Origin of the sequence: Algoriphagus sp. A40 (genome assembly GCF_002002735.1) — a bacterium.
Taxonomy (GTDB): domain Bacteria; phylum Bacteroidota; class Bacteroidia; order Cytophagales; family Cyclobacteriaceae; genus Algoriphagus.
The window spans coordinates 359,589-381,636 of record NZ_MUNY01000072.1; the positions used below are offsets into that span (position 1 = coordinate 359,589).

Sequence of the window (22,048 nt, forward strand, 5' to 3'; positions counted from 1 at the left end):
AAGATAAAATTAATGCCAGGAAAAGTCCCTTTTTTAATAATGTCTAATTTGCACGACTTATGAGGAATCTGGTCATAGACATTGGTAATACCAGGATTAAGTCGGCAATTTTTGAAAAGAATGAACTGATCGGTGATCATTCCTTTGAGGAAATGGATTCGGCCCTTTCTTTCTGGAAAACCATGGAATTTGAATCCTGTCTGGTCAGTTCGGTCAGATATTCCCAAGAGGAATTGGCTGTAGCCATTCCATTCCGGTTCCACTTTCTCACCCATAGCATGCAATTGCCTCTGGTGAACGGCTATGCCACTCCAAAAACCCTGGGCTTGGATCGCATCGCTGCGGCGATAGGAGCTTGGCATTTGGCGGGAAAAAAACCGGTCCTTGCCATAGATCTGGGAAGTTGTATTACTTTCGAGTTCGTGGATGAGCTAGCGGTCTATAGAGGCGGGGCTATCAGTCCAGGGTTGAAAATGCGCTCCCAGGCGATGAATTCCTTTACAGCACGGCTTCCCATAGTAGAAATAACCCAAAAACCCTCCAATCCTACCGGTGATTCAACAGTTTCCTGTATGCAGGCCGGAATCTGGTATGGAGTCGAATATGAAATGGTAGGCCAAATCGAAGCCTATCGTCTTAAAATTCCTGAAATTAAGGTTTATATCTGCGGGGGTGATTCTCAATCTTTTGAATCATTGGCAAAAGACCACATATTTGTAGTCCCAAATTTAGTCCTGCATGGATTGAATTGTATACTAAACCACAATGTCGAGTAAAAACTGGTTGAAATCGGTGGGTGCGCTTTGCGCCCTTTTATTAATTACAGAGGTAAGTGCACAGACCAGCTCCTCTACTTATAGTGCTTTGGGCATCGGAGAGTTCAATTACTCCGGCCTCACTCAAAACCAAGGAATGGCCGGATCAGGGATCAGTTACGCTACTGGATGGCATGCGAATAATGTCAACCCGGCCCTTACCACCCGCAATACCATTTTTAACTTTCAGGCAGCCTTGAATTACAAAAAGATCAATGTGGACAATGGTACCGAAACCTCCAAAGTGGATGGTGGCGGCCTTTCTTACATTGCACTTTCTTTCCCAGTCAAATCTGGCAAATTCACTTCCGGAATGGGTTTGGGACAAATTACCAGCGTCAACTATAGGCTAAGGATCGAAAGTGAAGTAACCAATTCGGATCTGAAGGCAAACAATTTCCTACGGGGTGACGGCGGGATTTCTGAAGCCTACCTCAACTTTGGGTATCTTCTTGCTAAAAACCTCAGTATCGGCTTTCACGGATCTTATCTATTCGGATCCACCATCCGGTCAAACCAATTGCTCATTTCGGACGAGGAAGGGGTTACCATCGGTAGCCCATCGGAATATTATGAAAGATTGACTGTCTCCGATGTCGGTTTTAAGACCGGTATTCATTACATGGTCAAGGCTTCTGACAAAGGAAATATTCACTTTGGTGCCATTTATCAGAAATTAGGCAACGTTAATGGAACCGGATTTGCAAAACTGGCGGGGATTGGCCAAGCTAGCGACCCGGAATCAGACGGAGACCTTATAGCCAATGACGTGAAGGGAAGTATCTACATCCCAGATCGGTTTGGATTTGGTTTGACATATGAGAAAATGAATAAATTTGCTCTTGGGCTTGAGGGACAGTTTCAGGATTTTACCCAATACGAGAACTTTTTTGGCGAGCAGCTTGATCTTCAGGCTTCCAGAAAAGTGGGATTGGGATTCCAGATTGTACCAGACTATCTCAACTTTGACAACTTGCTCCTAAGAGGTACCTATCGATTTGGAATAGAATGGATGCAAACTCCCTATTACCTGAATCAAACCAATATCGATGATATTGGTTTTACATTGGGAGCTTCAATTCCGGTAAATCAGTTGTCACTGATCAATATGGCCTTTAAAGCAGGAAGAAGAGGAACCTTGGACAATGGGCTGATCAAAGAAAACTATGTAAATTTCACTCTTGGTTTCTCACTCAACGACAACAGCTGGTTCTACAAGAGAGTATTTGAATAACAAATTTTAAGATTAAGAAACAAAACAAGGCGCAATACTTGCATTAACTAATCGGAATCAAACCAAAGCAATCGAAATAAACCTTACTGAATATGAAAATTAAATCAACACTTCTTGGATTGGGAGCCTTGCTGCTCTCAGGGTTGGTTCAGGCACAGGATGGCTGGAACTGGCCAGCTGACGCTGCACAGGAAGCAAAGGCAAGAGAATTGAATGCGGCCTATGTGGACTACATGAAGTCCGAGCAGTTTGTGGAGGCTACCAAACCTTTGAACTGGCTATTGGTAAACACGCCTGAACTGAACGAGTCACTTTATATCAATGGGGTATCCGTTTACAAAGGCGCTGCAGACAAGACAGCCGATGCGACTCAAAAATTAGTCTACCAAGACAGTGTCATGGCGATCTATGAGAAAAGAGGTGCGCTTTTCAACAATGCCCCAAAGTGGATCGAAAACAAAGCGTATTTCGGTTATCAGTTTTTCAAAGGCGACAAAACCAGAATTCCCGGCGTAATCGCTGACTTTGAAAAAGCAATCGAACTCAACGGAACGATCAACCACCAGTTGGTCGCGGCATATTTCGATTTGGTATACCGCAACAATGCCTACAACAAAGCCTACACCCCTGAGCAAGTTCTCGCAATCTATGACAAGGCCAACTCACTTCTCGACAAAGCAGCGGCTGAAGGCAAGGACGTGACTTCCTCTAAATCGACTTTGGAGACTATTTTGGTAAACATGGAGTTGATTGATTGTGACTTTATCGAAAATACCATGGGTCCCAAACTGGCAGCTGATCCAACAAATGAGGAGCTTGCTAGCCAGATCTTCAAGTATTCTGTACAGTATAAGTGTTATTCTTCCAATTCTTTCCTTGCTGCTTTGGAGCTTATTGACTCTAAGAACCCAACTTTTGCCACTTCTCAGGTGAGAGCCATGAGGTATATGTCTGCAGGTGATTTCGAAAAGGCTCAGCCGGTATTGGAGAAAGCCTTGACTTTGGCCGAAAACAATACTCAAAAAGCAGAAATTCACATGGAATTGGCCAAAGTTCACACTCAGGCAGGAAGAAAAGCTCAGGCTAGAACTTTCGCTAAAGAAGCAGCAGGTTTGGATCCGGCATTGACTGCATCGGCCTATGGACTGATCGGTGACTTGTATATGTCCTCCTTCAACGATTGCCGAGGCGGTGATAGCCGTGCAAAAGATTACTCCGTATTCATTGCGGCATACAATGCTTACCAGAGAGCTGGAGATTCCAAAGGAATGGGAAGCGCAAGATCCAGATTTCCTTCTAAAGAAGAGCTGTTTACTGAAGGTCTTCAGGTGGGATCCTCTATCAGCACTGGCTGTTGGGTAGGTGAGAGTGTTACCTTGGCGACAAGGGATTAATTTTCTTAAGACTTATTAAAAAGGCAGTCCATCGGGCTGCCTTTTTTCGTTTGCTCGGTTTAATTCCTATCAACTATCTTTGAACCAAAATGAAGAATCCATTTTACATACTCTTGATTCTTTTAGGATCATTTTTCTTTTCCTGCAGGGAAAGTGTCGATCCTGAAGCCCTCAAAGTCTACGATGGACCCATCAATTCCGCGACAAAAATCTTCATCATTCACAGCGATTCTGCCATCGTGCGTTCCGAAATTACTGCTGCACGCCAACTTGAATTTCAGAATGGCAATCTTGAATTTCCTGAGGGGATTGAAATCAAGTTCTTCACCGAAGATGGAATCCTGGAAACTACCATGGTTGCTGATCGCGGTTATTTTTTGAAAAATGACAATCTCTACCGTGGTGAAGGAAATGTCCAAATTAAAAACCTCTTAAAAGACCAAAGACTTCAAACTGAGGAAATCTTTTGGAACCAAGCCCAAAAGAAGATTTATACAGAAAAGTTTGTGACTATTCAGGAAAAACAGACGCTTTTCAACGGTACTGGAATGGAAGCAGATGACAGTTTTTCCAATTATAAACTAAAGAAGGTAAGAGATAGTCGGACCCTATTGCCTGGCGAAGGCATTTAAAATCTAAGAATAATCACATGAAATTAGGAGATGTTTTGATCCTTTCCTTGGCTTTAGCCCTGGGCGTAATCGGGATCCATCAGAGTCTTACTGCAGGGATCGAAAATTCCTACTTCTTGTTTATGTTAGCCGTGGGTTTGTTATTTTGGTTTCAACTTAGGCGAAACAAAGCCATTGACGAAGCTGAAAAATCACCTCCAACCAAACCCAAAAAGAAGAAAAAACCCTAAAGATGGATTCCAATTATTTGTTTTATGTCATTGTAACCCTGGTTTTTTCAGCGCTGTTTTCAGGGATGGAGATCGCCTATATCTCTTCCAATAAGCTTCAAATCGAGCTTCAGAACAAACAGGGATTATTGACCGGCAAGATTCTCAGTAAATTTGTCCAAAAACCGGGTCAATTTATTGGCACGACCCTGATCGGAAATACCATCATGCTGGTGCTATATGGTACGTTCATGGCCTTTCTGTTGGATCAGCCCTTGAGAGACCTTCTGCCGGAGCCTATGAATAATGAGGCCGTAATTTTGGTTTCACAGACTGTCATATCTACTTTTTTAGTATTGATTACAGGAGAGTTTCTTCCCAAAAGCTTTTTCATGTTGAATCCCAACAACATGCTGACCATTTTTGCGCTTCCGTTTTTTGGGATATACTACCTGATGTATCCAATCGTATGGCTGATTGTCAGTCTTTCCAGGTTATTTATCACCAAAATCCTCCGATTGGATTATAATGAGGAAAAACCAGCATTTACAATAACAGATCTCAACTCCTTCATCAAAGAGCATTTTCGGCAGGCAAATGTCAACCAGAAAAAAATGGAAATTGATTCCAAGATTTTTGACAATGCCATCGAGTTCAAAACCGTAAGAATCCGGGAATGTATGATTCCCAGAACAGACATTGTGGCTGTTGAGGTGGAGGACAGCATTGCTGACCTGAAGGCCGTGTTTCAGGAAAGCGGCCACTCCAAAGTTATTGTCTATCGGGAGACCATCGATGAGGTGATTGGGTATTGCCACCAACTGGAGCTTTTCCGAAAGCCCAAAACGATTGAGGAAATTCTGACACCCATCATCATCGCCCCTGAATCAGCCTTGGCAAATGAAGTTTTGATTCAGTTCATCCAAGAGAGAAAAAGTCTCGCCTTGGTGGTGGATGAGTTTGGAGGGACGAGTGGGATTGTTTCTATGGAAGATATTATTGAGGAAATATTCGGAGAAATCGATGATGAATATGACAATGACGATTTGGTCGAGCAAAAAATTTCCGAAGATGAATATCTGCTGAGTGCCCGCCACGAAATCGATTACCTCAACGACAAATACGGATGGGATTTGCCCTATGGGGACTTTGAGACCCTATCAGGACTGATTTTGTCCCTGACCGAAAACCTCCCCAACAAGGGTGAACACGTGAGTTTTGGGAAATATACCTTCACCATAATGTCCAAAGAAGCACACCGGATTGAGACTGTTCGACTGAAAATCAACGAATCAGAGAATTTCTAGGTCTGACTTTGTTCTGGGGGAAATTTTGAATTTCGCCCCCAATGCTATTATTTTGCGACACTTCTAAAAAGCGTAGTATCAATAATGGCGTTAATTAAGCAAATAAGACAGCGGACAGGTCTCGCAATCGGTGTAATTGCCGGCGGGTTGATTTTATTCCTCCTAGGTGGGGACCTCTTGAGTCCAAACTCCTCCCTTCTCAATTCCAATCAAAATATCGTTGGGGAAATTGCAGGTGAGGAAATCACGCTTGAAGAATATTCCCTGAAAGTGGAAGAATTCAAAGCAATGTTTCAACAAAGAAGCGGTCGTGTTGCCTCCGAACCAGAAATGGTATCAGTAAGAGAGCAAGCCTGGCAGGCCTTGATCGTGGAGAGAGTATTTGATGAGGAATATGAAAAGCTCGGCTTGACCGTCTCCAATGAAGAATTGGTCGATATGGTTCAGGGAAAAAATATCGTTCCTGAGCTGAGAGCGCAGTTGGTAAATCCACAGACAGGTCAGTTTGACAAGAATCAGCTGATTTCTTTCCTTCAGACCTTGGAGACTGCAGATCCTGCACAGCAGGCAGCTTGGGCTCAGCAAGAGCAATTGTTTGCACAATCCAGATTGAGAATCAAATACGACAATCTTCTGGCTACTTCTGAGTATGCCACTACTGCTGAGGCAAAACTGGAGCACAAAGCTGCAAACACTATCGCAGATGCCTCAATTCTTTACATTCCTTATTATGTAATTCCTGATGGGGATGTTAAAATTGAAGACAGTGAGCTTTCAGCTTATCTGAGCAAAAACCAGGAAAAATTCAAAGTTGGAAATACTGCAAACCTGGAATATGTTTCTTTCAGCATTTTGCCTAGCGGACAGGATTCTGCGGAAGTGATCTCCAGAATCAATGAATTGACAGAGGGACTTAGAACTTCTGTTAGCGATTCTGTTTTCGTCAGTCAGAATTCTGAGGTTCAGTCTCCGTTTTTCACCTTTGGTCCAGGCGACCAGTTGCCGACTAGCCTAACCACAAATGTGGGTGAAGTAGTAGAAGGTCAGACTTATGGCCCATTCGTTACCGCAAATTCCAGCTATGTTACTTACAAAGTCTCTGACCAATACGAAGGCACTCCAAAAATGAGAGCTTCTCATATCCTCTTCAGTACTGAAGGAATGGATGATGCGGGAAAAGCTGCAGTAAAAACTCAAGCAGAAACTGTATTGGCTGACATCAAAGCCAACGGAAACTTTGCAGCTGCTGCAGCCCAGTACGGACAGGACGGCACCGCTCAAAATGGCGGAGACTTGGGCTGGTTTGCCAAAGCAGATTTCGTAGAGCCATTTGCCAATGCTACCTACGCTGCAAATTCAACCGGACTTTTGCCTAATGTGGTTGAAACGGAATATGGTTACCACATCATCGAGGTAACAGAACTTCCAAATTCAACTTATACCAAGCTTTCCGTTTTGGAACTTGAATTGGTGGCATCAGACGCAACCAGAAATGACGCCTTCAGAAATGCAGATGCTTTTGCTGCAGAAAGTGGAAACAGAAATGAGTTTACTGAGAATGCAACCGAAAAGGGCTTTAGAATTCTTCAGGCAAATAATGTAGATGCAACTTCCAGAAACCTTAACAACCTTCAGAATGCCCGGGAAGTAATCATTTGGGCTTTTGGTGAAGGTTCTGTTGGGGAAGTTTCAGAAGTGTATGAGCTGAACAATTCCTATGTGGTGGCTACTTTGGTCAGCAGAAAAGAGGAAGGCGAGGCAAAACTGGAAGACGTAAGAGAGCAAGTTGAGCAGCAGGTTCGCAATGATAAAAAAGCAGCCATGATCTCTGAGAAATTGGCAGGTAAGACCACCTTGGAAGAAATGAAGGCAGTCTTTGCAGATGCAGCTATCAACGAAATCCCTGATTTGAGATTAAACGCTTCTGTGATCCCTGGAATTGGATTTGCTCCTAAGGCAATCGGATCGATCTTCGGACTTCAGGCTTCAGGACAAATCACCAAGCCGGTGCAGGAAGATATCGGAGTAGTCGTAGCAAGATTGAACAACCTGACTCCGGGCACTGAAATCGGAGATTATACCTCTTACCAAGCTCAGTTGAGCATGTCCGGCTCTCAGAGAATGACCTACCAGATCATGATGGCTCTTCAGGATTTGGCTGATGTCAAAGACTACAGATACAAATACTATTAAAAAATACTTTCTCAAAAAGGAACCCATGTCGAAAGACGTGGGTTTTTTTTTGATTTAAACTCTGAATAGAAAGAAGTAAGTTTACTTATGGAAAAGAAGTTTGATAAAGCTGCATTCAAAGAAAAGCTGGAGTCGGCAGGCCAGTTTCCTATGCTTTATATGTTCAAATTCATTGTGCCTATGGGAAGGGAAAATGAAATCAGTATCTTATTTCCAAAAAATGAAATTGTTCTCAAGCCGAGTTCGGGTGGAAAATATATCAGCACGACTATTCAGGTAATGATGGACAGTGCGGATCAGATTATCGAAATTTACGAGCAGGCTTCTGAAATAGAAGGTGTGATCTCATTTTAATTCCTCAAATGACATGTGGGTAGAAGAAAACAACAGACTCAAAAAGACCTTCAAATTTTCAGATTTTCAGGAGGCATTTGCATTTATGACTCGGGTGGCCTTTTTGGCTGAAAAGCACAACCACCATCCGAATTGGTCTAATGTGTACAATACAGTAGAAATCGAATTGACGACCCATGACGCGGGAAATACAGTCACCGAAAGGGATCATAAAATGGCCAGAGCAATTGATAAAATAGTGGCATGAGTGAATCACCAATCAGTCTTTTTCTGGTTCCTACGCCTATCGGTAATCTCAAAGACATTACGCTCCGGGCAATTGAAATTCTGAAGACGGTCGATGTCATCCTTGCCGAAGATACACGGACCAGCGGGATTTTGCTGAAGCACCTGGAGATTACCAGACCGCTACAGAGTTACCATATTTTCAATGAGCACAAAGCTGTGGAAAAGTTGGTCGACCGGATGAAAATGGGGGAAGTTTTTGCGCTGATCAGTGATGCCGGAACACCCGCAATCTCCGATCCGGGTTTTTTGCTCGTGAGAGAGGTCTTGGCTTCAGGATTGGAGGTTCAATGCCTTCCTGGCCCAACTGCATTTGTCCCTGCTTTGGTAAATAGTGGATTGCCAAATGACCGATTTGTTTTCGAAGGCTTTTTGCCTCACAAAAAGGGAAGAAAGACCCGGATTGATTCCCTTGTGGAAGAAGTCAGGACGCTCATTTTCTACGAATCTCCACACCGACTGATCAAGACGTTGGATCAATTGTCAGAAGCATTCGGCTCCGACCGCCAGGCTTGTGTCTCACGGGAATTGTCAAAGTTGCATGAGGAAAATGTCAGGGGTACACTTGCCGAGCTGATCTCTTACTACGAGACTAATCTCCTAAAGGGAGAAATCGTCCTGGTGGTGGCTGGAAAGCCCGAAAAGAAAGAGACCCGGGAGGAAAGGCAGGCATCGAGGAAGGAAAAATGGAACACCTCAGACTAGAGGTTCTTTTGCCTCGTACTTCTAATTTCGTAATTCGTACTTTTTTAACCATTAACCATTAACCATTAACCATTAACCATTAACCATTAACCATTAACCATTAACCATTAACCATTAACATTACCTATCCATGCTTACCCCAGACCAACTGAGTGCGCTTTTAGAAGAAACCCAAGAAGTAGCAAAACAAGTGGGCTCCTTTATTCGAAAAGAAAGACAACATTTTGATGTAGAAAAAGTCGAACACAAAGGATTCAATGACTTAGTCTCCTACGTGGACAAAGAGGCCGAACGGCTGATCGTCGAAAAGCTGGAGAAGATTCTTCCCGAGGCCGGATTTATCACCGAGGAAGGAACCAATTCCACACAGGCTGAGATCTTCAACTGGGTAATTGATCCATTGGATGGGACCACTAATTTTATCCATGGAATTCCGGTTTATGCAGTAAGCATTGCTTTGATGGAAAGGGATGAGGTCATATTGGGTGTGGTGTATGAGGTCAATCGCCACGAATGTTTTTACGCAATGAAAGGTGGAGGGGCTTTTTGCAACGATACCAGAATTAAAGTAAGTGCCGCACCGGACCTTTCTGCTTCTTTGATAGCTACCGGATTTCCCTACTATAATTTTGAGTTGATCGACCGGTATCTCAATTCGATGAAGTCCCTGATGCAAAAAACGCACGGCCTAAGGAGATTGGGTTCTGCTGCTGTGGATCTTTGTTATGTCGCTTCGGGAAGGACAGAAGGGTTTTTTGAATACAACCTCAATTCCTATGATGTCGCTGCAGGAACTTTGATTGTGCAGGAAGCAGGGGGAATGGTCACTGACTTTGCCGGAGGAAAAGATTTTATTTTCGGAAGAAAAATCGTCGCCAGCAATGGGAATATCCATGGAGAATTTCTTGCCGTTCTGGATGAATTTTGGGGCTGATTATCCCAGCAGATAATACCAAATCACCAGACTGCCTGCTGATAATGGCATTCCTAAGCCAGAAAGTAGGGTAGCCAACTTGGGCTGCAGGCCAAATTGCATGGCAACGATCGATCCAGTGATCATGGGCGCCATGCCACTTTCCAAAACCGTGACTTTTAGATTCAAAGAATCTTGGGGAAGGAAGTTCCTGTAAATCAACCAAACTAACGCTGGTGCCAAAATGAGTCTATATCCCAGACCATACCAAAAAAACCGCGAAGCAAGCGAATCCATATCGACGGAAAATTTTAATCCGATGGCTAAAAGGGCCATTGGAGGCATGGTTTTTCCGATCAACTGAAGTATTGGAATAAGGAGTTCGGGAGTTTTTAAATCGAGAATACTCATGAACAAGGTTCCCACTAGAAAGCCAAAAGGAGGGAATTTGAGGATTTTCAATGGGACTTTTGCCAGGCTTTCACTGTGATTTCCATAAAGTGAACCCACCAGGATTGAAAGCGAGGAAACAATCAGAAATGAACCGCCCTGATCAATCAAGAGGGCTGTGGGTAATCCTTCCTTGCCATAAAGCCCTTCGATGACCGGGAATCCTAGGAAAGAAGTGTTAGCGAGTCCAGAAACAATAATCAGGCAACCGGTCGTGTTTTTGCCCCAGTTGAATTTTTTCCCCAGAAAACCAAACAAGATCCAGGATAGCAAAAAGGTAAACCAAGCAGATGAAATCGGTAGCAATAAACCCCAGGAAGGCTTGATCTCCGGAATATACAGGAGCGCCAATGCTGGAAGTACAATATTGATCAAGTAGGCCTGAACCCAACCAGTGGCAGTATTAATTTGAAATCCGGGGATTTTTTGAAGGATAAGTCCCAAAAAAAGACAGCCTGCGGCGATGATTACTCCTGTCATTCCCGAATATGTTGAAACTTATTTTTAATTAACATAAAAATAATTCTGCCCTATTGTATGGTCCTGAATATCAGCATACTTTTGTGTCGAAGCAAGACGATTCTTATGACTAAACTTATACCGATTTTTATTGAGGGTGAAAAATGGATCCAACTTTCACAGCTTACCGCCGACCAGGCCCGTACCCTCAAATCCTTCCTTCCGGTAAATTGCCTTAAGAAAATCCTTTTTCAGGGAATTGAGCTGAGTGATTGCCTTGATTTTGATACCTACGAATATTGGTTCAAAAGCCAGCAAATTTCGGGAAAGCGGCATGCCTTGTTGGATTTTTAATCCAAGCCGAAACTTTTTCTTTTTTCACTGAAAAACTTTTTTAGCTGGGGATAAAATTCACTTTCAGCCTCAGGAATTCCATCCAGCACCAGTTCGATATTTCCTTCCAACCCATCCTGATTGACTTGCATTCCCTCGATCAGGAAAATCATATCCTCAAAAGAGAGTGGCTCCCAGGTGGAGGAAGGATAAAGCAAATATTCATTCCCATAAAAATCCACCGCTTCAAACTGGATTTTCCCTTCCAGATGATGGGCATAAATGCTGATTTGTTCTCCCCAGGTACTTTCGGGATAGTGTAGCCGTACCAAGAGTCCAGAAGTGGATTCTTCACTGAAATAAGTCTTGGGTTGGAATTTGAAATCAAACATGTAGTAAAATTACGAAGTGCGGTCTGCCTATTTCCCAATAATTTGCAATAATAGGCGGAATTTTTCCGATTACCCCTCCATGACCCTATTTCAGGGTAAGTGGATTTGTACTCAATATTGTGGGCTTAAATATCAGGAAATCAATCTTTTTACCAGTCTCTTTTTATTTCCTCTACATCTTTAACATCTTACCACTTTCCATCTTCTTTTCCACATTGGATTATAAGGACTTTAGGGTTATTTTTGGGCTCGTTTTCCAAACGGCCGGATTGCTTCCGGTACTATTTCTTTGCTTTCAAACCCCTGATTATGAAAAGAGATTCGCTTGTTTTCGACCTCATTGCAAGAGAAGAAGACAGACAAAAAAGAGGCATCGAGCTGATCGCCTCCGAAAACTTCACAAGTAAACAAGTGATGGAAGCTGCCGGCAGCGTCCTGACAAACAAATATGCAGAAGGTCTACCAGGCAAGCGCTATTATGGCGGCTGCGAAGTGGTGGATGAAATCGAGCAAATCGCAATCGATCGGGCAAAAAGACTTTTTGGAGCCACTTGGGCCAATGTCCAGCCCCACTCCGGTGCTCAGGCAAATGCAGCTGTAATGCTCGCTTGCCTCAAGCCTGGCGATCCAATTTTGGGATTTGACCTTTCTCACGGTGGTCACCTTACTCACGGTTCTCCGGTGAATTTCTCAGGGAAACTTTACCAGGCAAATTTCTATGGAGTGGAGGAAGCCACGGGTATGATCGATTATGACAAAGTCGAAGAAAAGGCTTTGGCTGTAATGCCTAAAATGATCATCTGCGGAGCTTCTGCTTATTCCAGAGATTGGGATTACGAAAGACTGAGAGAGATCGCCGACGAAGTAGGAGCGATTTTGCTTGCAGACATTTCACACCCGTCGGGATTGATCGCACGAGGACTGTTGAATGATCCGCTGGAGCATTGCCATATTGTGACAACTACTACCCACAAGACCCTCAGAGGTCCAAGAGGTGGTTTGATTATGATGAGAGAGGATTTCGACAATCCTTGGGGCTTGACCACTCCAAAAGGAGAATTGAGAAAAATGTCTTCTCTATTGGATATGGGCGTTTTCCCAGGTACTCAAGGGGGACCTTTGGAGCATATCATTGCTGCAAAAGCGATTGCTTTTGAAGAAGCTCTTTCTGATGATTACATGCATTATGTGGTTCAGGTGAAAAAGAATGCATCCATTATGGCAGATGAGTTCGTAAGTCTTGGCTACCAGATTATTTCTGGAGGAACAGACAACCACCTGATGCTGATCGACCTTCGAAACAAAGACCTGACTGGAAAACTTGCCGAGGAAACGCTCGGAAAGGTGGACATCACGATCAATAAAAACATGGTTCCTTTCGACACCAAGTCACCTTTTGTGACCTCAGGTATGCGAATTGGGACTGCTGCAGTGACTACCCGCGGATTGAAAGAAGACGATATGCGAAAAATCGTTTCTTTGATCGACCGTGCTCTGCTCAACCATTCCGATGAGGCAGAACTTGCCAAAATCAAGGCTGAAGTCAATGCCTGGATGGTTCAATTTCCCTTGTACTAATTATTGAATTCCCACCGTGGCCCTAGATCAAATTCAAGAGGAAGAGGAAGGAATGTCGTTTTTGGACCATTTGGAAGCCTTGCGCTTTCATTTGCTCCGATCCATTGCGGCGATTCTAATTCTGACCATTATTGCCTTTTTGGCAAAAGATATCGTATTCGGAGTGATCATTCTTGGTCCTTCCAAGGTTGACTTCATTACCTACAGAGTGCTTTGTGATCTCGGGAATTACCTGGGAATATCAGCCCTTTGCATAGATGAGCTTCCGTTTACGATTCAAAGCAGACAAATGACTGGTCAGTTTTCTATGCACATGACCTCCAGTATAGTCGTTGGATTCGTAGTTGCTTTTCCTTATGTATTCTGGGAAATCTGGAGATTCATCAGTCCTGGATTGTATATCAAGGAGAAAAACGCAGCCCGAGGAGCAGTTTTCTTTGTTAGTTTCCTCTTTTTGTCGGGAGCGGCTTTTGGCTATTATGTTCTTTCTCCGCTATCGATAAACTTCCTCGCGAATTACCAGCTGGATCCAACCATCCTAAATGAATTTGACATTACCTCTTATGTGACGACATTGACGATGCTTGTACTGGCATCTGCGATCATGTTTCAGCTTCCGGTGGTGGTTTATTTCCTTGCCATGTCAGGCTTGGTAACTTCCAAAATGCTCAAGTCCTACAGAAGACATTCCATTGTGGTGATTTTGATTGTTTCGGCCATTATTACTCCGCCGGATGTCGTCTCACAACTTCTGATTGCAATGCCGATCTTGGTTTTGTATGAGGTAGGGATTATTATCGCCAAGCAATTGGAAAAGAAAAGAGCACTGGCTGAAGCCGAGTATAAAAAGAATCATCCTGAAGAAGATTAAAAGCCATGGGAAAGAAAATCGCAATCGGCGGTGATCATGCCGGATTTGAATACAAAGGGAAACTGATCGAGAAGCTTACTTCACTGGGCTTTGAGGTGAAAGATTTCGGTCCTTTTTCCACAGCTTCAGTTGACTATCCCGACTATGTGCATCCTTTGTGCACTTCCATTGAAAAAGGGGAATTTGAGTTGGGAATTGTGATTTGCGGCAGCGGCAACGGAGTGGCTATCACAGCCAACAAACATCAGGGAATCCGGGCAGCACTTTGTTGGAATGAAGACCTGGCAGCCTTGGCCCGGCAGCACAACAATGCCAATGTCATTGCTCTCCCTGCGCGCTTCATCTCTTACGAATATGCAGAACGGCTCTCGGAGATCTTCCTGACCACAGATTTTGAAGGAGGAAGACATCAAAATAGGGTCAATAAAATAGCCTGCAGCTAACAATACATTTCATTGGCCTCGGAGATTTCCGGGGCTTTTTTTGTTTGGTCAGATTGAAAAGACCCGAAATGCCTAGCCCTTTTGCCTCTATTTGGTGTATAAAGAAGTGGATACTGTGCAATACTTAATGCAATGACAAAACTGGTCTAACTGCCAAGTTTGGATTTGTATGTAGATTGGCTGGAAAATTTTTCAAAAAATGAATTCAAATAATTCGAGAAGAACATTCTTAAAACAAGGTGGACTGGTGGCTTTTGGTTTTATGGGTCTGTATCACTTTGTACAGCCTAAGGCCATGGCCGGAATATTGAAAAAGGGCAAAGGCTACGGGGATTTGCTCCCCGATCCCGATGGAATCCTTAACCTTCCAAAAGGCTTTTCCTACAAGATCATTTCCAAATCCGGGCAAATGATGAATGACGGATTCCTGGTGCCCGGCAATCCAGATGGTATGGGAACTTTTCCGGGGAAAAACGGGAGAATTATAATTGTCCGAAATCACGAGCTCAGTGCGGATAATTTCGACAAAGGACCATTCGGAGTAGGAAACAAGCTGTATGATAAAGTTGCCAAGCAGTCACTGTTTGATCAGGGCAAAGGAACCTTGCCTGGATTAGGAGGGACGACCACTTTGGTTTATAACCCTGCTACTGGAGAAGTAGAAAATGAATTTCTAAGCTTGGGAGGTACTTTACGAAACTGCGCCGGAGGGGTAACTCCCTGGGGTAGCTGGCTTACCTGTGAAGAAACTACCCTGAACGTAGGAGATCTGGAAGGTCAGCTGGAGCAGGATCACGGATACGTTTTTGAGGTTCCGGCTTCAGACAAGATTCATCTGGTCAATGCCAAGCCAATTAAAGAAATGGGAAGATTCAACCACGAAGCAGTGGCAGTGGATCCCAAGACGAGCATCGTTTATTTGACGGAGGACAGAGGCGATGGACTGTTTTACAGATTCATTCCGACGGTTCCGGGAAAATTACATAAGGGAGGTAAACTTCAAGCACTTGCCATAAAGGGAGAAAAGAGCCGGGATACCAGAAATTGGAAAGATCTTGCTGGGCCAAAATTTCCTAAAAATAAGGGCATAGCTGTCGAATGGATTGATCTGGAAGATATTGACGCTCCCAAAGACGACCTGAGACACCGTGGATTTGAAGCGGGGGCGGCGGTTTTTGCCAGAGGTGAAGGAATCTGGTTTGGAGAAGGGGAACTATACTTTGCCTGCACCAATGGAGGGGAAATCTCTTCGGGACAGGTATTTAAGTACACTCCCGGAGCCAAAGAAGGACAAAAGAATGAGGCTGTTTCATCCGGGAAACTTGAGCTTTTTGCCGAGCCTAACGATGTCGAGATTCTGAAGAGTTGCGACAACCTTGCGATCGCCCCTTGGGGTGATTTGATCTTGTGTGAAGATGATAAGCATCCCTTTGTAGTGGGAATTACCCCTACAGGAGAATATTATAAACTTGCCGAAAATGTGGGCTTTGCCTCAGAGTTTGCCGGAGGGGTATTTTCTCCGGATGGAAGCATCTTCTTTGTCAACATTCAGGGGGCCGGCCTGACCTTGGCGATCACCGGTCCTTGGGCTAAAAAGGGGTAAACAATTTTAAAGCTTCTCTTGCCTTGGTCTGTGTCCTCACAAACCACTAGCCTCGAGGTGCAGATGAACCATTTGCAATCCGTTTTTCATTGCGCGGGCATGAAATTCCTTTTCCAAAACGATGTTCCTCCGCCAGTGCAGAGATCTTCTTGGCTATTCTGAATCCCAGTTTTGAAAAGCTGGGCTATTAAAGTTTGACCCTTTCAGGGGTGATTTCGACTGAATTCTACGTTCAATTTTTCTTATTTTTAGGTATCCTATTTTTCCCAGTTAGCTATGAAAAAATTAAGTCTGGTGATTCTTGTCTGGATTGTTTTTATAACAAACAGCTCGTCTCAAAGCCAAGAAAAGCTTCTCTATGTCCTCGGCACCTCCGGAGCAGGGATCGTCTACAACACTTTCCAGTATCTGGATTTGTTGCACGAGGGACTTGTGGTAGAGTGTAACTCAGCTGAAATGGTTGCAAATGCCGCTGCAGCCCAAGTAGGCTTTCTGGAAGTAGTCGAAAAGAGCTACTTGGAGCTTAAAGACAGTGAAGATTTATCCGATCCTTCTGATCAATTGTATATTCAAAGGTTAGCCGAACTCATCACCTTGCTCAAAGAGCAAGCTATCCATCTCAATTCGATTTCGACTAATGGAGATGAAGAAAGCAAAGATGCCTATGCAAAAACAAAGGAGGCAGCTTGGGTCAGAATCAGTGATTTACTTCAACTGGATAGTCAAAAACCTTAGAAAGTCATTCAAAGGATTGGAAATATTCCAGCAAGTTTTTCCTCACTCTACTACTCCCAGCTAGGGTTCAATAACCTATTCAATTTTAGCCGACAATTCAAAAACAAATACCAGATCAATCCTAAGGATTATACAAAGCAGTATCATAATTGAAAACGTGGAATATGCCGACTTTTCATTCAAGGCAATACTTTATTTATTTTTTATCAAGGTTTTTGGATTAAAATCAAGCTTTTGTCCGCGATCAGTATTGGCCCGTCATATACCGGAATATCCAGGAAAGAATATTTGGTGCCTTCTTTCTTCCACTTGTCTGCGGGGATTTCAAATACCTCTCCTGAAATGATATCTACCACAACTGGTTCATTGAAATTGGCATTTGTAAAAGTGAAATTGCAGTTTTGCTTTTCAGTGGAGTTATTGGGAATGCTCTCATTTTTCCATATGGAATAGACATTCAGATTGCTTTCCTTGTGTCGGTATCCATAGACTGCAAAACCCAAATCTGTACTTTTGGTCATGGCAATGTCATCCGGGTTTGCAGGCACAAAGTTCCCATTGTGGGTTTGCTGGATATTTTGGATTCGTTCTAAGGAATGGTCAAAAATTGAAGCCACATTTTGGACACTGTGGTAGGCCAATTTTGGTCTGATCACACGTTTTGTCGAATCCGACATCAGCAATCCTTTTACGTTCAATAACCTGATCGGGCCACTTGTATAACCCATATCAATGATGGAAAATACACTTGATTCAATGTCATGTCCAAGGTCTCCCAACATCCTCCTTGTGTTCCATTTTGCCTGTGATAGTTCTGTCCAATCATAATTCCCAATTGCTCCCCTTCCAAAGCCATTCATTGAAGGTGCGCCATTTTCACCTTGCCTAAGAGGGATATCAGGGGCATATTTGGCTAAAACAGCTTTCAGTTGCCTCACCTTATCATAATGAAAATCAGGATTATAGACATAATCATGATACGTGAAATTAGCAAACAGTTGGATGGTACCTGCATCGTGTAAAGCTTTAAAAAATTCATCTGCATACGCAAGGTCTATATGGCCTAAAGCCAATCCTGAAACCTTTGAATCAGGCTGGATTTCTTTGATAATTTTGATTGTTCTGTTATGCAGTGCTGCAGCTTTTATGGGTGTATTGAATAGGTTGTCTCCGAAATTCGGTTCATTCCATATTTCATATTCCTTCACTTTTCCCATGTAGCGGTTGACCAAAGCGGCTACCCATTTATCCCAAGCTGCCAAAGCAACCTCTGATTCAGGAACTCCGGCTGCAAGATTGATACCTCCTCCACCTTCATAAATACTATTGCCATAAGAGAATTGAACCCACGGTTCCAAACCTCTCCCTACTGCATCATTGACAATATGGTCTAGCCAATCCCAATCGTATTGACCTTTAACTTTTTCTGTTTTTGCCCAACCTGCCTGAAGTCGAAGCCGCTTGATTCCCAAAGGATTGAGGTATTCCTTGTATTGATCATAATCAGTAAAATCCCTATCCAAAGTCTCACATCCTAGCAGCCAGTTTGAAGCACTGATTTCATTTGCGTTTCGGGGTTTTACATTTCCCAGCAAATTCAATTTGCTTTCGTCTTTTGTTTGCCCGAGTAGAACAAAAGATGAGATCAAGAATAGGGCGAGTGTTAAATAGCTTTTCATTTTTTTATCAGTGTCCTAATTTTTAGTTTACCTCCTTCACTTCCCCCCATACTCTTATGGTTTCTTCTCAGCCCCTCTGAAGTTCAATTGGACGCTGGGTGAAGTTTGCCTTCCCTGCTCCCCATAAATATCGGGACTGGCCCAAGGCTAAAATCATTCATGGAATGATTTCTTCACGCCTTGTCCAACCTTACTATCCCGATAGTTATCTGGATGCAATTGGCTTATATCCTTACAATCTGCTATCATACAGCAAAGCAAATTACAAATTTGTATTTATTAAGGGGTGTAGTTAGTACCTACTCCTAGTCCAAGGTTAAAGCTAATCAACCAAAAAAGAGAGCTCGATTTAGGGCTCTCTTTTTTGGTCGATGGGTCAAACAAATTATCCGACAGGAGGAGTTCGTTAAGCTATTTTGAAACTTAGCCAAAAAGTAGCCCCCTTTCCGAGGACAGAATTCACTCCGATGTTTCCTCCCATGGCTTCCATAAATTCTTTGGAAATCGCGAGTCCCAGGCCTGTTCCGTTTTCGGAGGATTGGTCAAGTTTGACAAAGTGCTCGAAAATCCGTTCCTGATTTTGGAAAGAAATTCCGGGCCCTTGGTCTGTAATCTCCACTTTCACCCGCCTGGATTCTTGTTTTGCAGTAATTGTAATTTGTGAATTGGCCGGGCTATATCTGATGGCATTGCTGATCAGATTATTGAAGATCCAGACGGATTTATGGTAGTCGCCGGTGATTGGAGGGAGGTTTTCCGGAATTTGCCTGTTAAGTTGAATATTTTTTTCCTTTAGAAACAGATCCAAACCCAGAATTGAATCTGAGAGTGAATCGGCTATAAAAAAGGGCTCAGTATTGATATTGATGTATCCTTGGTTGATTTGAGAAATGTCCAGGACCTCATTGACCATGCGTTTGATTCTTTCCTCGTTGGATTTAATGGTTTGGATGAGTTCCGATTGGTCATCAGTCAAGGTTCCAAATTTTGGGTTTTCCAACAGATTGGTACTTAGTTGGATCGCGGCAAGCGGGGTCTTGAGCTCATGGGAAAGAGTGGACATAAACTTCAGTTTGGCCTGGTCCTTTTCAGAAAACTCAGTGATATCGGTCAGGATCACCAGATGGCCCATCAGTGTTTTGGGGCCGTTTGGCTCATCTGATCCCGAGAGTTTGAGGATTTCTTTTTTGAAGATCCGCTCTTTTCCCCCTTTGACAATCCGAACTGGAGAAATTTGGGCTTCTTCGCCCTCCAAGTAGGGTACAAACAAATCCTCAGTGATATTATCTACCAGGTTGTTGATCCGCGCGATTTCCTGTATATGTTTTCCTTCCACTTGCTGACGATCCAGGTGAATAAGATCCAGCAAAAGCTCATTGCAGAGGATGATGTTCTTTTTTTCATCTGTAACGAGGATGGCTTCGTTCATCTCATTGACGATCATGGCCAGCCTTTTTTGTTCTCTGATCAGCTTGGAAAAGTTGGATTTCTCATACTCCTTCAACTTCACCACCATCTTCCGAATAGATTTGGCAAGATTTCCCAGCTCATCTTCCCCTTCAAAAGGGATTTGGACAGCATAGTTTCCCACGGATATTTCCTTGATGGATTTCGTGAAAAGCTTGATTGGATTTACAATGTAATTTGGCAAACCAAGGAAGAAAATCAGACCAAAGGTGATCCCCGATGCGCCGATGATAATCATGTACACGATCACCTGTTCGGACTTTTTCTTCGCATTTTCACTTTTGGTCAAAATAGTTTCCTCATTGAGCAGGAAAATCGTCTCAGTGAGGGTCTTGATCTTGTTGACAGAAACCCAGAGTTCATTCGAATCCCGGATCGGACCAGAAAATCCCCCGGAGATCAAACTCAAATAGTCTGCAACTTCGTCACCGAGGGTTTCTGTCAGGGTTTTTTCTCCGGTTTCGGTGATGTTGGCTTTTTGGGAATTGACCAGTGTAAGGAGTTCCTCCGATCTGCTCTCAAACTCCGCAACAGTCAATACCCCGCGCTCAAACTTGCCCTGGAGCTCGTCCACTTGCTTGTTGACTTTTCGCATGTAGTCAATGGAGCGGTAGTTGTCTTTGAGGATAATGGCCGTATAGTCTGCGACCAGATTGAGATAATATACTCCGATACCGGCTACCACAGCAATGATCCCTAGAAGGAAAAACTGGGAGATGTAGAGTTTGGCTTTGATTTTCATGGATTTGTCAGAAAACTATAATGAGGTCAATTTCTTTTCCCTGGATTTTTTTCAACAGGCTTTGGAGGTGGTTTTTTCTTAATACCATTCTCACAAGTCCAAAGGAGGGCTTTCCAATTACAATATTTGTGGCTTTAATTTGATCAGCCACTTTGCAGATTTGCTCAGGAATGTCATCCCCCTGTTTTCGGTAGATTTCCGCACCCAACTCAGCTGCCCATTTGAGGTTTTGAAGCAATTTTCGCTGTTGGGCCAAATTAATTCGGTTGGGATTTTCCCTGCTGCTTTGTACATAGACTACCGCCCACTTGGCATGATATCGCCCTGCAAGTCTGGAGGTCTTTCGGATAATTTTCTTCCCACCTTCATAGTTACTGCTGAGACAGGCCAAAAAAATCTCACGAGGCATTGTCGAAGTAGTGAAGGCGTTCAGGTCGATTTTTTTCTCTACCTGCAAAGCCACCTGCCTCAGAGCCAAATCTCTCAACTGAAGGATAGTCTCGGGTTTGAAGAAATTCTCCAAAGCTCTGACAATTTTATCCCCAGCGTAAATCTTGCCTTCTTTCAGGCGCTTGATTAGGTCATCCGATGGCAAATCGATGTTGACTACCTCATCTGCAAAGGACAGGATTTTGTCAGGAATACATTCATTGATTTTGACTTTAGTGAGTTTTTCTACGATGTCATTGATGCTTTCCAGATGTTGGACATTGAAGGCGGTGACCACATTGATTCCTGCATCCATCAATTCTACCACATCCTGCCAGCGCTTTTGATTTTTTGAACCGGGAATATTCGTATGGGCCAGTTCATCTACGATTACGACCTCAGGCCGAATTGTGAGAATTGTTTCTAGGTCCATTTCCTCCAGGTTTTTCCCTTTGTAAAAAATCTGTTTTCTGGGAATCAGCGGTAATCCCAACACCAGAGCTTCTGTTTCGGGGCGTTCATGGGTTTCGATCAGGCCGATTTTCACTTCCACTCCGGCCTGGAGCAATTCATGTGCTTCCTGAAGCATTCGGAAGCTTTTACCGACTCCGGCAATCATTCCGATATAGACTTTAAGACGGCCTTTTTTCCGTTTGAAGATCTGAGAAAGAAAGAAGTTTTCTACTTGTTCACTCATTGGTAGAGAAAGTAAGCTGGATCAGTTATATCAGAAAGCAACAGCAAGCGTACTGACCAATTTATAACTGAAGTGGATCGCTTAGTTAGTTGAAGTTAATTGATCTAAGGCAAGGTTGAGGGCTGAGTC

Annotated in this window: 22 protein-coding genes; 17 read left to right on the top strand and 5 right to left on the bottom strand. The window is 43.4% G+C overall.

From position 1 onward, the window contains the following. Positions 1-59 precede the first annotated feature (59 nt). The 11 genes from B0E43_RS19110 to B0E43_RS19160 all read left to right on the top strand — a co-directional run bounded on the left by B0E43_RS19110 (position 60) and on the right by B0E43_RS19160 (position 10,062). Positions 60-776 carry a type III pantothenate kinase gene (locus B0E43_RS19110; RefSeq protein WP_077352738.1) on the top strand — a complete coding sequence of 239 codons (717 nt, stop codon included), beginning with the start codon at positions 60-62 and terminating at the stop codon, positions 774-776. Beyond that, positions 766-2,049 carry a hypothetical protein gene (locus B0E43_RS19115; RefSeq protein WP_077352740.1) on the top strand — a complete coding sequence of 428 codons (1,284 nt, stop codon included), beginning with the start codon at positions 766-768 and terminating at the stop codon, positions 2,047-2,049. Before B0E43_RS19110 ends, B0E43_RS19115 begins: the two co-directional genes overlap by 11 nt. Before the next feature lie 92 nt (positions 2,050-2,141). Next, the gene (locus B0E43_RS19120) at positions 2,142-3,443 is read left to right on the top strand and encodes a lipopolysaccharide assembly protein LapB (RefSeq protein WP_077352742.1); all 1,302 of its coding nucleotides are present in this window, start codon (positions 2,142-2,144) and stop codon (positions 3,441-3,443) included. 89 nt (positions 3,444-3,532) lie between these two features. Beyond that, complete coding sequence (gene lptC / locus B0E43_RS19125) at positions 3,533-4,075, top strand: LPS export ABC transporter periplasmic protein LptC (protein WP_077352744.1); 543 nt, start codon at positions 3,533-3,535, stop codon at positions 4,073-4,075. Between the two features lie 17 nt (positions 4,076-4,092). Beyond that, positions 4,093-4,305 carry a hypothetical protein gene (locus B0E43_RS19130; protein WP_077352746.1) on the top strand — a complete coding sequence of 71 codons (213 nt, stop codon included), beginning with the start codon at positions 4,093-4,095 and terminating at the stop codon, positions 4,303-4,305. Positions 4,306-4,307: 2 nt separating this feature from the next. Continuing rightward, positions 4,308-5,591 carry a hemolysin family protein gene (locus tag B0E43_RS19135; protein ID WP_077352748.1) on the top strand — a complete coding sequence of 428 codons (1,284 nt, stop codon included), beginning with the start codon at positions 4,308-4,310 and terminating at the stop codon, positions 5,589-5,591. 84 nt (positions 5,592-5,675) lie between these two features. Then, positions 5,676-7,784 (top strand): SurA N-terminal domain-containing protein, encoded by a 2,109-nt coding sequence (locus tag B0E43_RS19140; protein WP_077352750.1) that lies wholly within the window; start codon positions 5,676-5,678, stop codon positions 7,782-7,784. Between the two features lie 87 nt (positions 7,785-7,871). Continuing rightward, the gene (locus B0E43_RS19145) at positions 7,872-8,138 is read left to right on the top strand and encodes a DUF493 domain-containing protein (protein ID WP_077352752.1); all 267 of its coding nucleotides are present in this window, start codon (positions 7,872-7,874) and stop codon (positions 8,136-8,138) included. Between the two features lie 13 nt (positions 8,139-8,151). Next, positions 8,152-8,385 carry a 4a-hydroxytetrahydrobiopterin dehydratase gene (locus tag B0E43_RS19150; protein WP_077352754.1) on the top strand — a complete coding sequence of 78 codons (234 nt, stop codon included), beginning with the start codon at positions 8,152-8,154 and terminating at the stop codon, positions 8,383-8,385. Next, positions 8,382-9,128 (top strand): 16S rRNA (cytidine(1402)-2'-O)-methyltransferase, encoded by a 747-nt coding sequence (rsmI, locus tag B0E43_RS19155; protein ID WP_077352756.1) that lies wholly within the window; start codon positions 8,382-8,384, stop codon positions 9,126-9,128. Before B0E43_RS19150 ends, rsmI begins: the two co-directional genes overlap by 4 nt. Before the next feature lie 130 nt (positions 9,129-9,258). After that, positions 9,259-10,062 (top strand): inositol monophosphatase family protein, encoded by an 804-nt coding sequence (locus B0E43_RS19160; RefSeq protein ID WP_077352758.1) that lies wholly within the window; start codon positions 9,259-9,261, stop codon positions 10,060-10,062. Here the strand turns inward: B0E43_RS19160 and B0E43_RS19165 are convergent, their stop codons facing one another. Continuing rightward, the gene (locus tag B0E43_RS19165; protein ID WP_077352760.1) at positions 10,063-10,971 is read right to left on the bottom strand and encodes an AEC family transporter; all 909 of its coding nucleotides are present in this window, start codon (positions 10,969-10,971) and stop codon (positions 10,063-10,065) included. 105 nt (positions 10,972-11,076) lie between these two features. On the opposite strand from B0E43_RS19165, the gene B0E43_RS19170 reads away from it, so the two are divergent. Further along, on the top strand, positions 11,077-11,304 hold the full coding sequence (locus tag B0E43_RS19170; RefSeq protein ID WP_077352762.1) for a hypothetical protein: 228 nt from the start codon (positions 11,077-11,079) through the stop codon (positions 11,302-11,304). On the opposite strand, the gene B0E43_RS19175 is transcribed toward B0E43_RS19170, so the two are convergent. Further along, positions 11,301-11,675 (bottom strand): UDP-glucuronosyltransferase, encoded by a 375-nt coding sequence (locus B0E43_RS19175; RefSeq protein ID WP_077352764.1) that lies wholly within the window; start codon positions 11,673-11,675, stop codon positions 11,301-11,303. The genes B0E43_RS19170 and B0E43_RS19175 overlap by 4 nt on opposite strands. Positions 11,676-11,984: 309 nt before the next feature. Between B0E43_RS19175 and glyA the strand changes: the two genes are divergently transcribed. The 5 genes from glyA (at position 11,985) to B0E43_RS19200 (ending at position 16,905) form a co-directional block, all read left to right on the top strand. Further along, positions 11,985-13,253: a serine hydroxymethyltransferase gene (gene glyA / locus B0E43_RS19180; protein WP_077352907.1), complete on the top strand. Its 1,269-nt coding sequence runs from the start codon at positions 11,985-11,987 to the stop codon at positions 13,251-13,253. Between the two features lie 16 nt (positions 13,254-13,269). Continuing rightward, entirely contained in the window at positions 13,270-14,124 is an 855-nt protein-coding gene (gene tatC, locus B0E43_RS19185) for a twin-arginine translocase subunit TatC (RefSeq protein WP_077352766.1), read from the top strand. Between the two features lie 5 nt (positions 14,125-14,129). Beyond that, the gene (gene rpiB / locus B0E43_RS19190) at positions 14,130-14,567 is read left to right on the top strand and encodes a ribose 5-phosphate isomerase B (protein WP_077352768.1); all 438 of its coding nucleotides are present in this window, start codon (positions 14,130-14,132) and stop codon (positions 14,565-14,567) included. Between the two features lie 199 nt (positions 14,568-14,766). Then, positions 14,767-16,170 (top strand): alkaline phosphatase PhoX, encoded by a 1,404-nt coding sequence (locus B0E43_RS19195; protein ID WP_077352770.1) that lies wholly within the window; start codon positions 14,767-14,769, stop codon positions 16,168-16,170. A 276-nt stretch (positions 16,171-16,446) separates the two neighbouring features. Continuing rightward, positions 16,447-16,905, top strand: a complete 459-nt coding sequence (locus tag B0E43_RS19200; RefSeq protein WP_077352772.1) for a hypothetical protein — start codon at positions 16,447-16,449, stop codon at positions 16,903-16,905. 206 nt (positions 16,906-17,111) lie between these two features. Here B0E43_RS19200 and B0E43_RS19205 read toward each other — a convergent pair whose 3' ends face one another. The 3 genes from B0E43_RS19205 to B0E43_RS19215 form a co-directional block, all read right to left on the bottom strand. Then, positions 17,112-18,584, bottom strand: a complete 1,473-nt coding sequence (locus B0E43_RS19205; RefSeq protein WP_077352774.1) for a hypothetical protein — start codon at positions 18,582-18,584, stop codon at positions 17,112-17,114. 406 nt (positions 18,585-18,990) lie between these two features. After that, on the bottom strand, positions 18,991-20,793 hold the full coding sequence (locus B0E43_RS19210; protein WP_077352776.1) for a HAMP domain-containing histidine kinase: 1,803 nt from the start codon (positions 20,791-20,793) through the stop codon (positions 18,991-18,993). Positions 20,794-20,800: 7 nt separating this feature from the next. Next, complete coding sequence (locus tag B0E43_RS19215; RefSeq protein WP_077352778.1) at positions 20,801-21,919, bottom strand: histidine kinase; 1,119 nt, start codon at positions 21,917-21,919, stop codon at positions 20,801-20,803. Between the last annotated feature and the right edge of the window lie 129 nt (positions 21,920-22,048).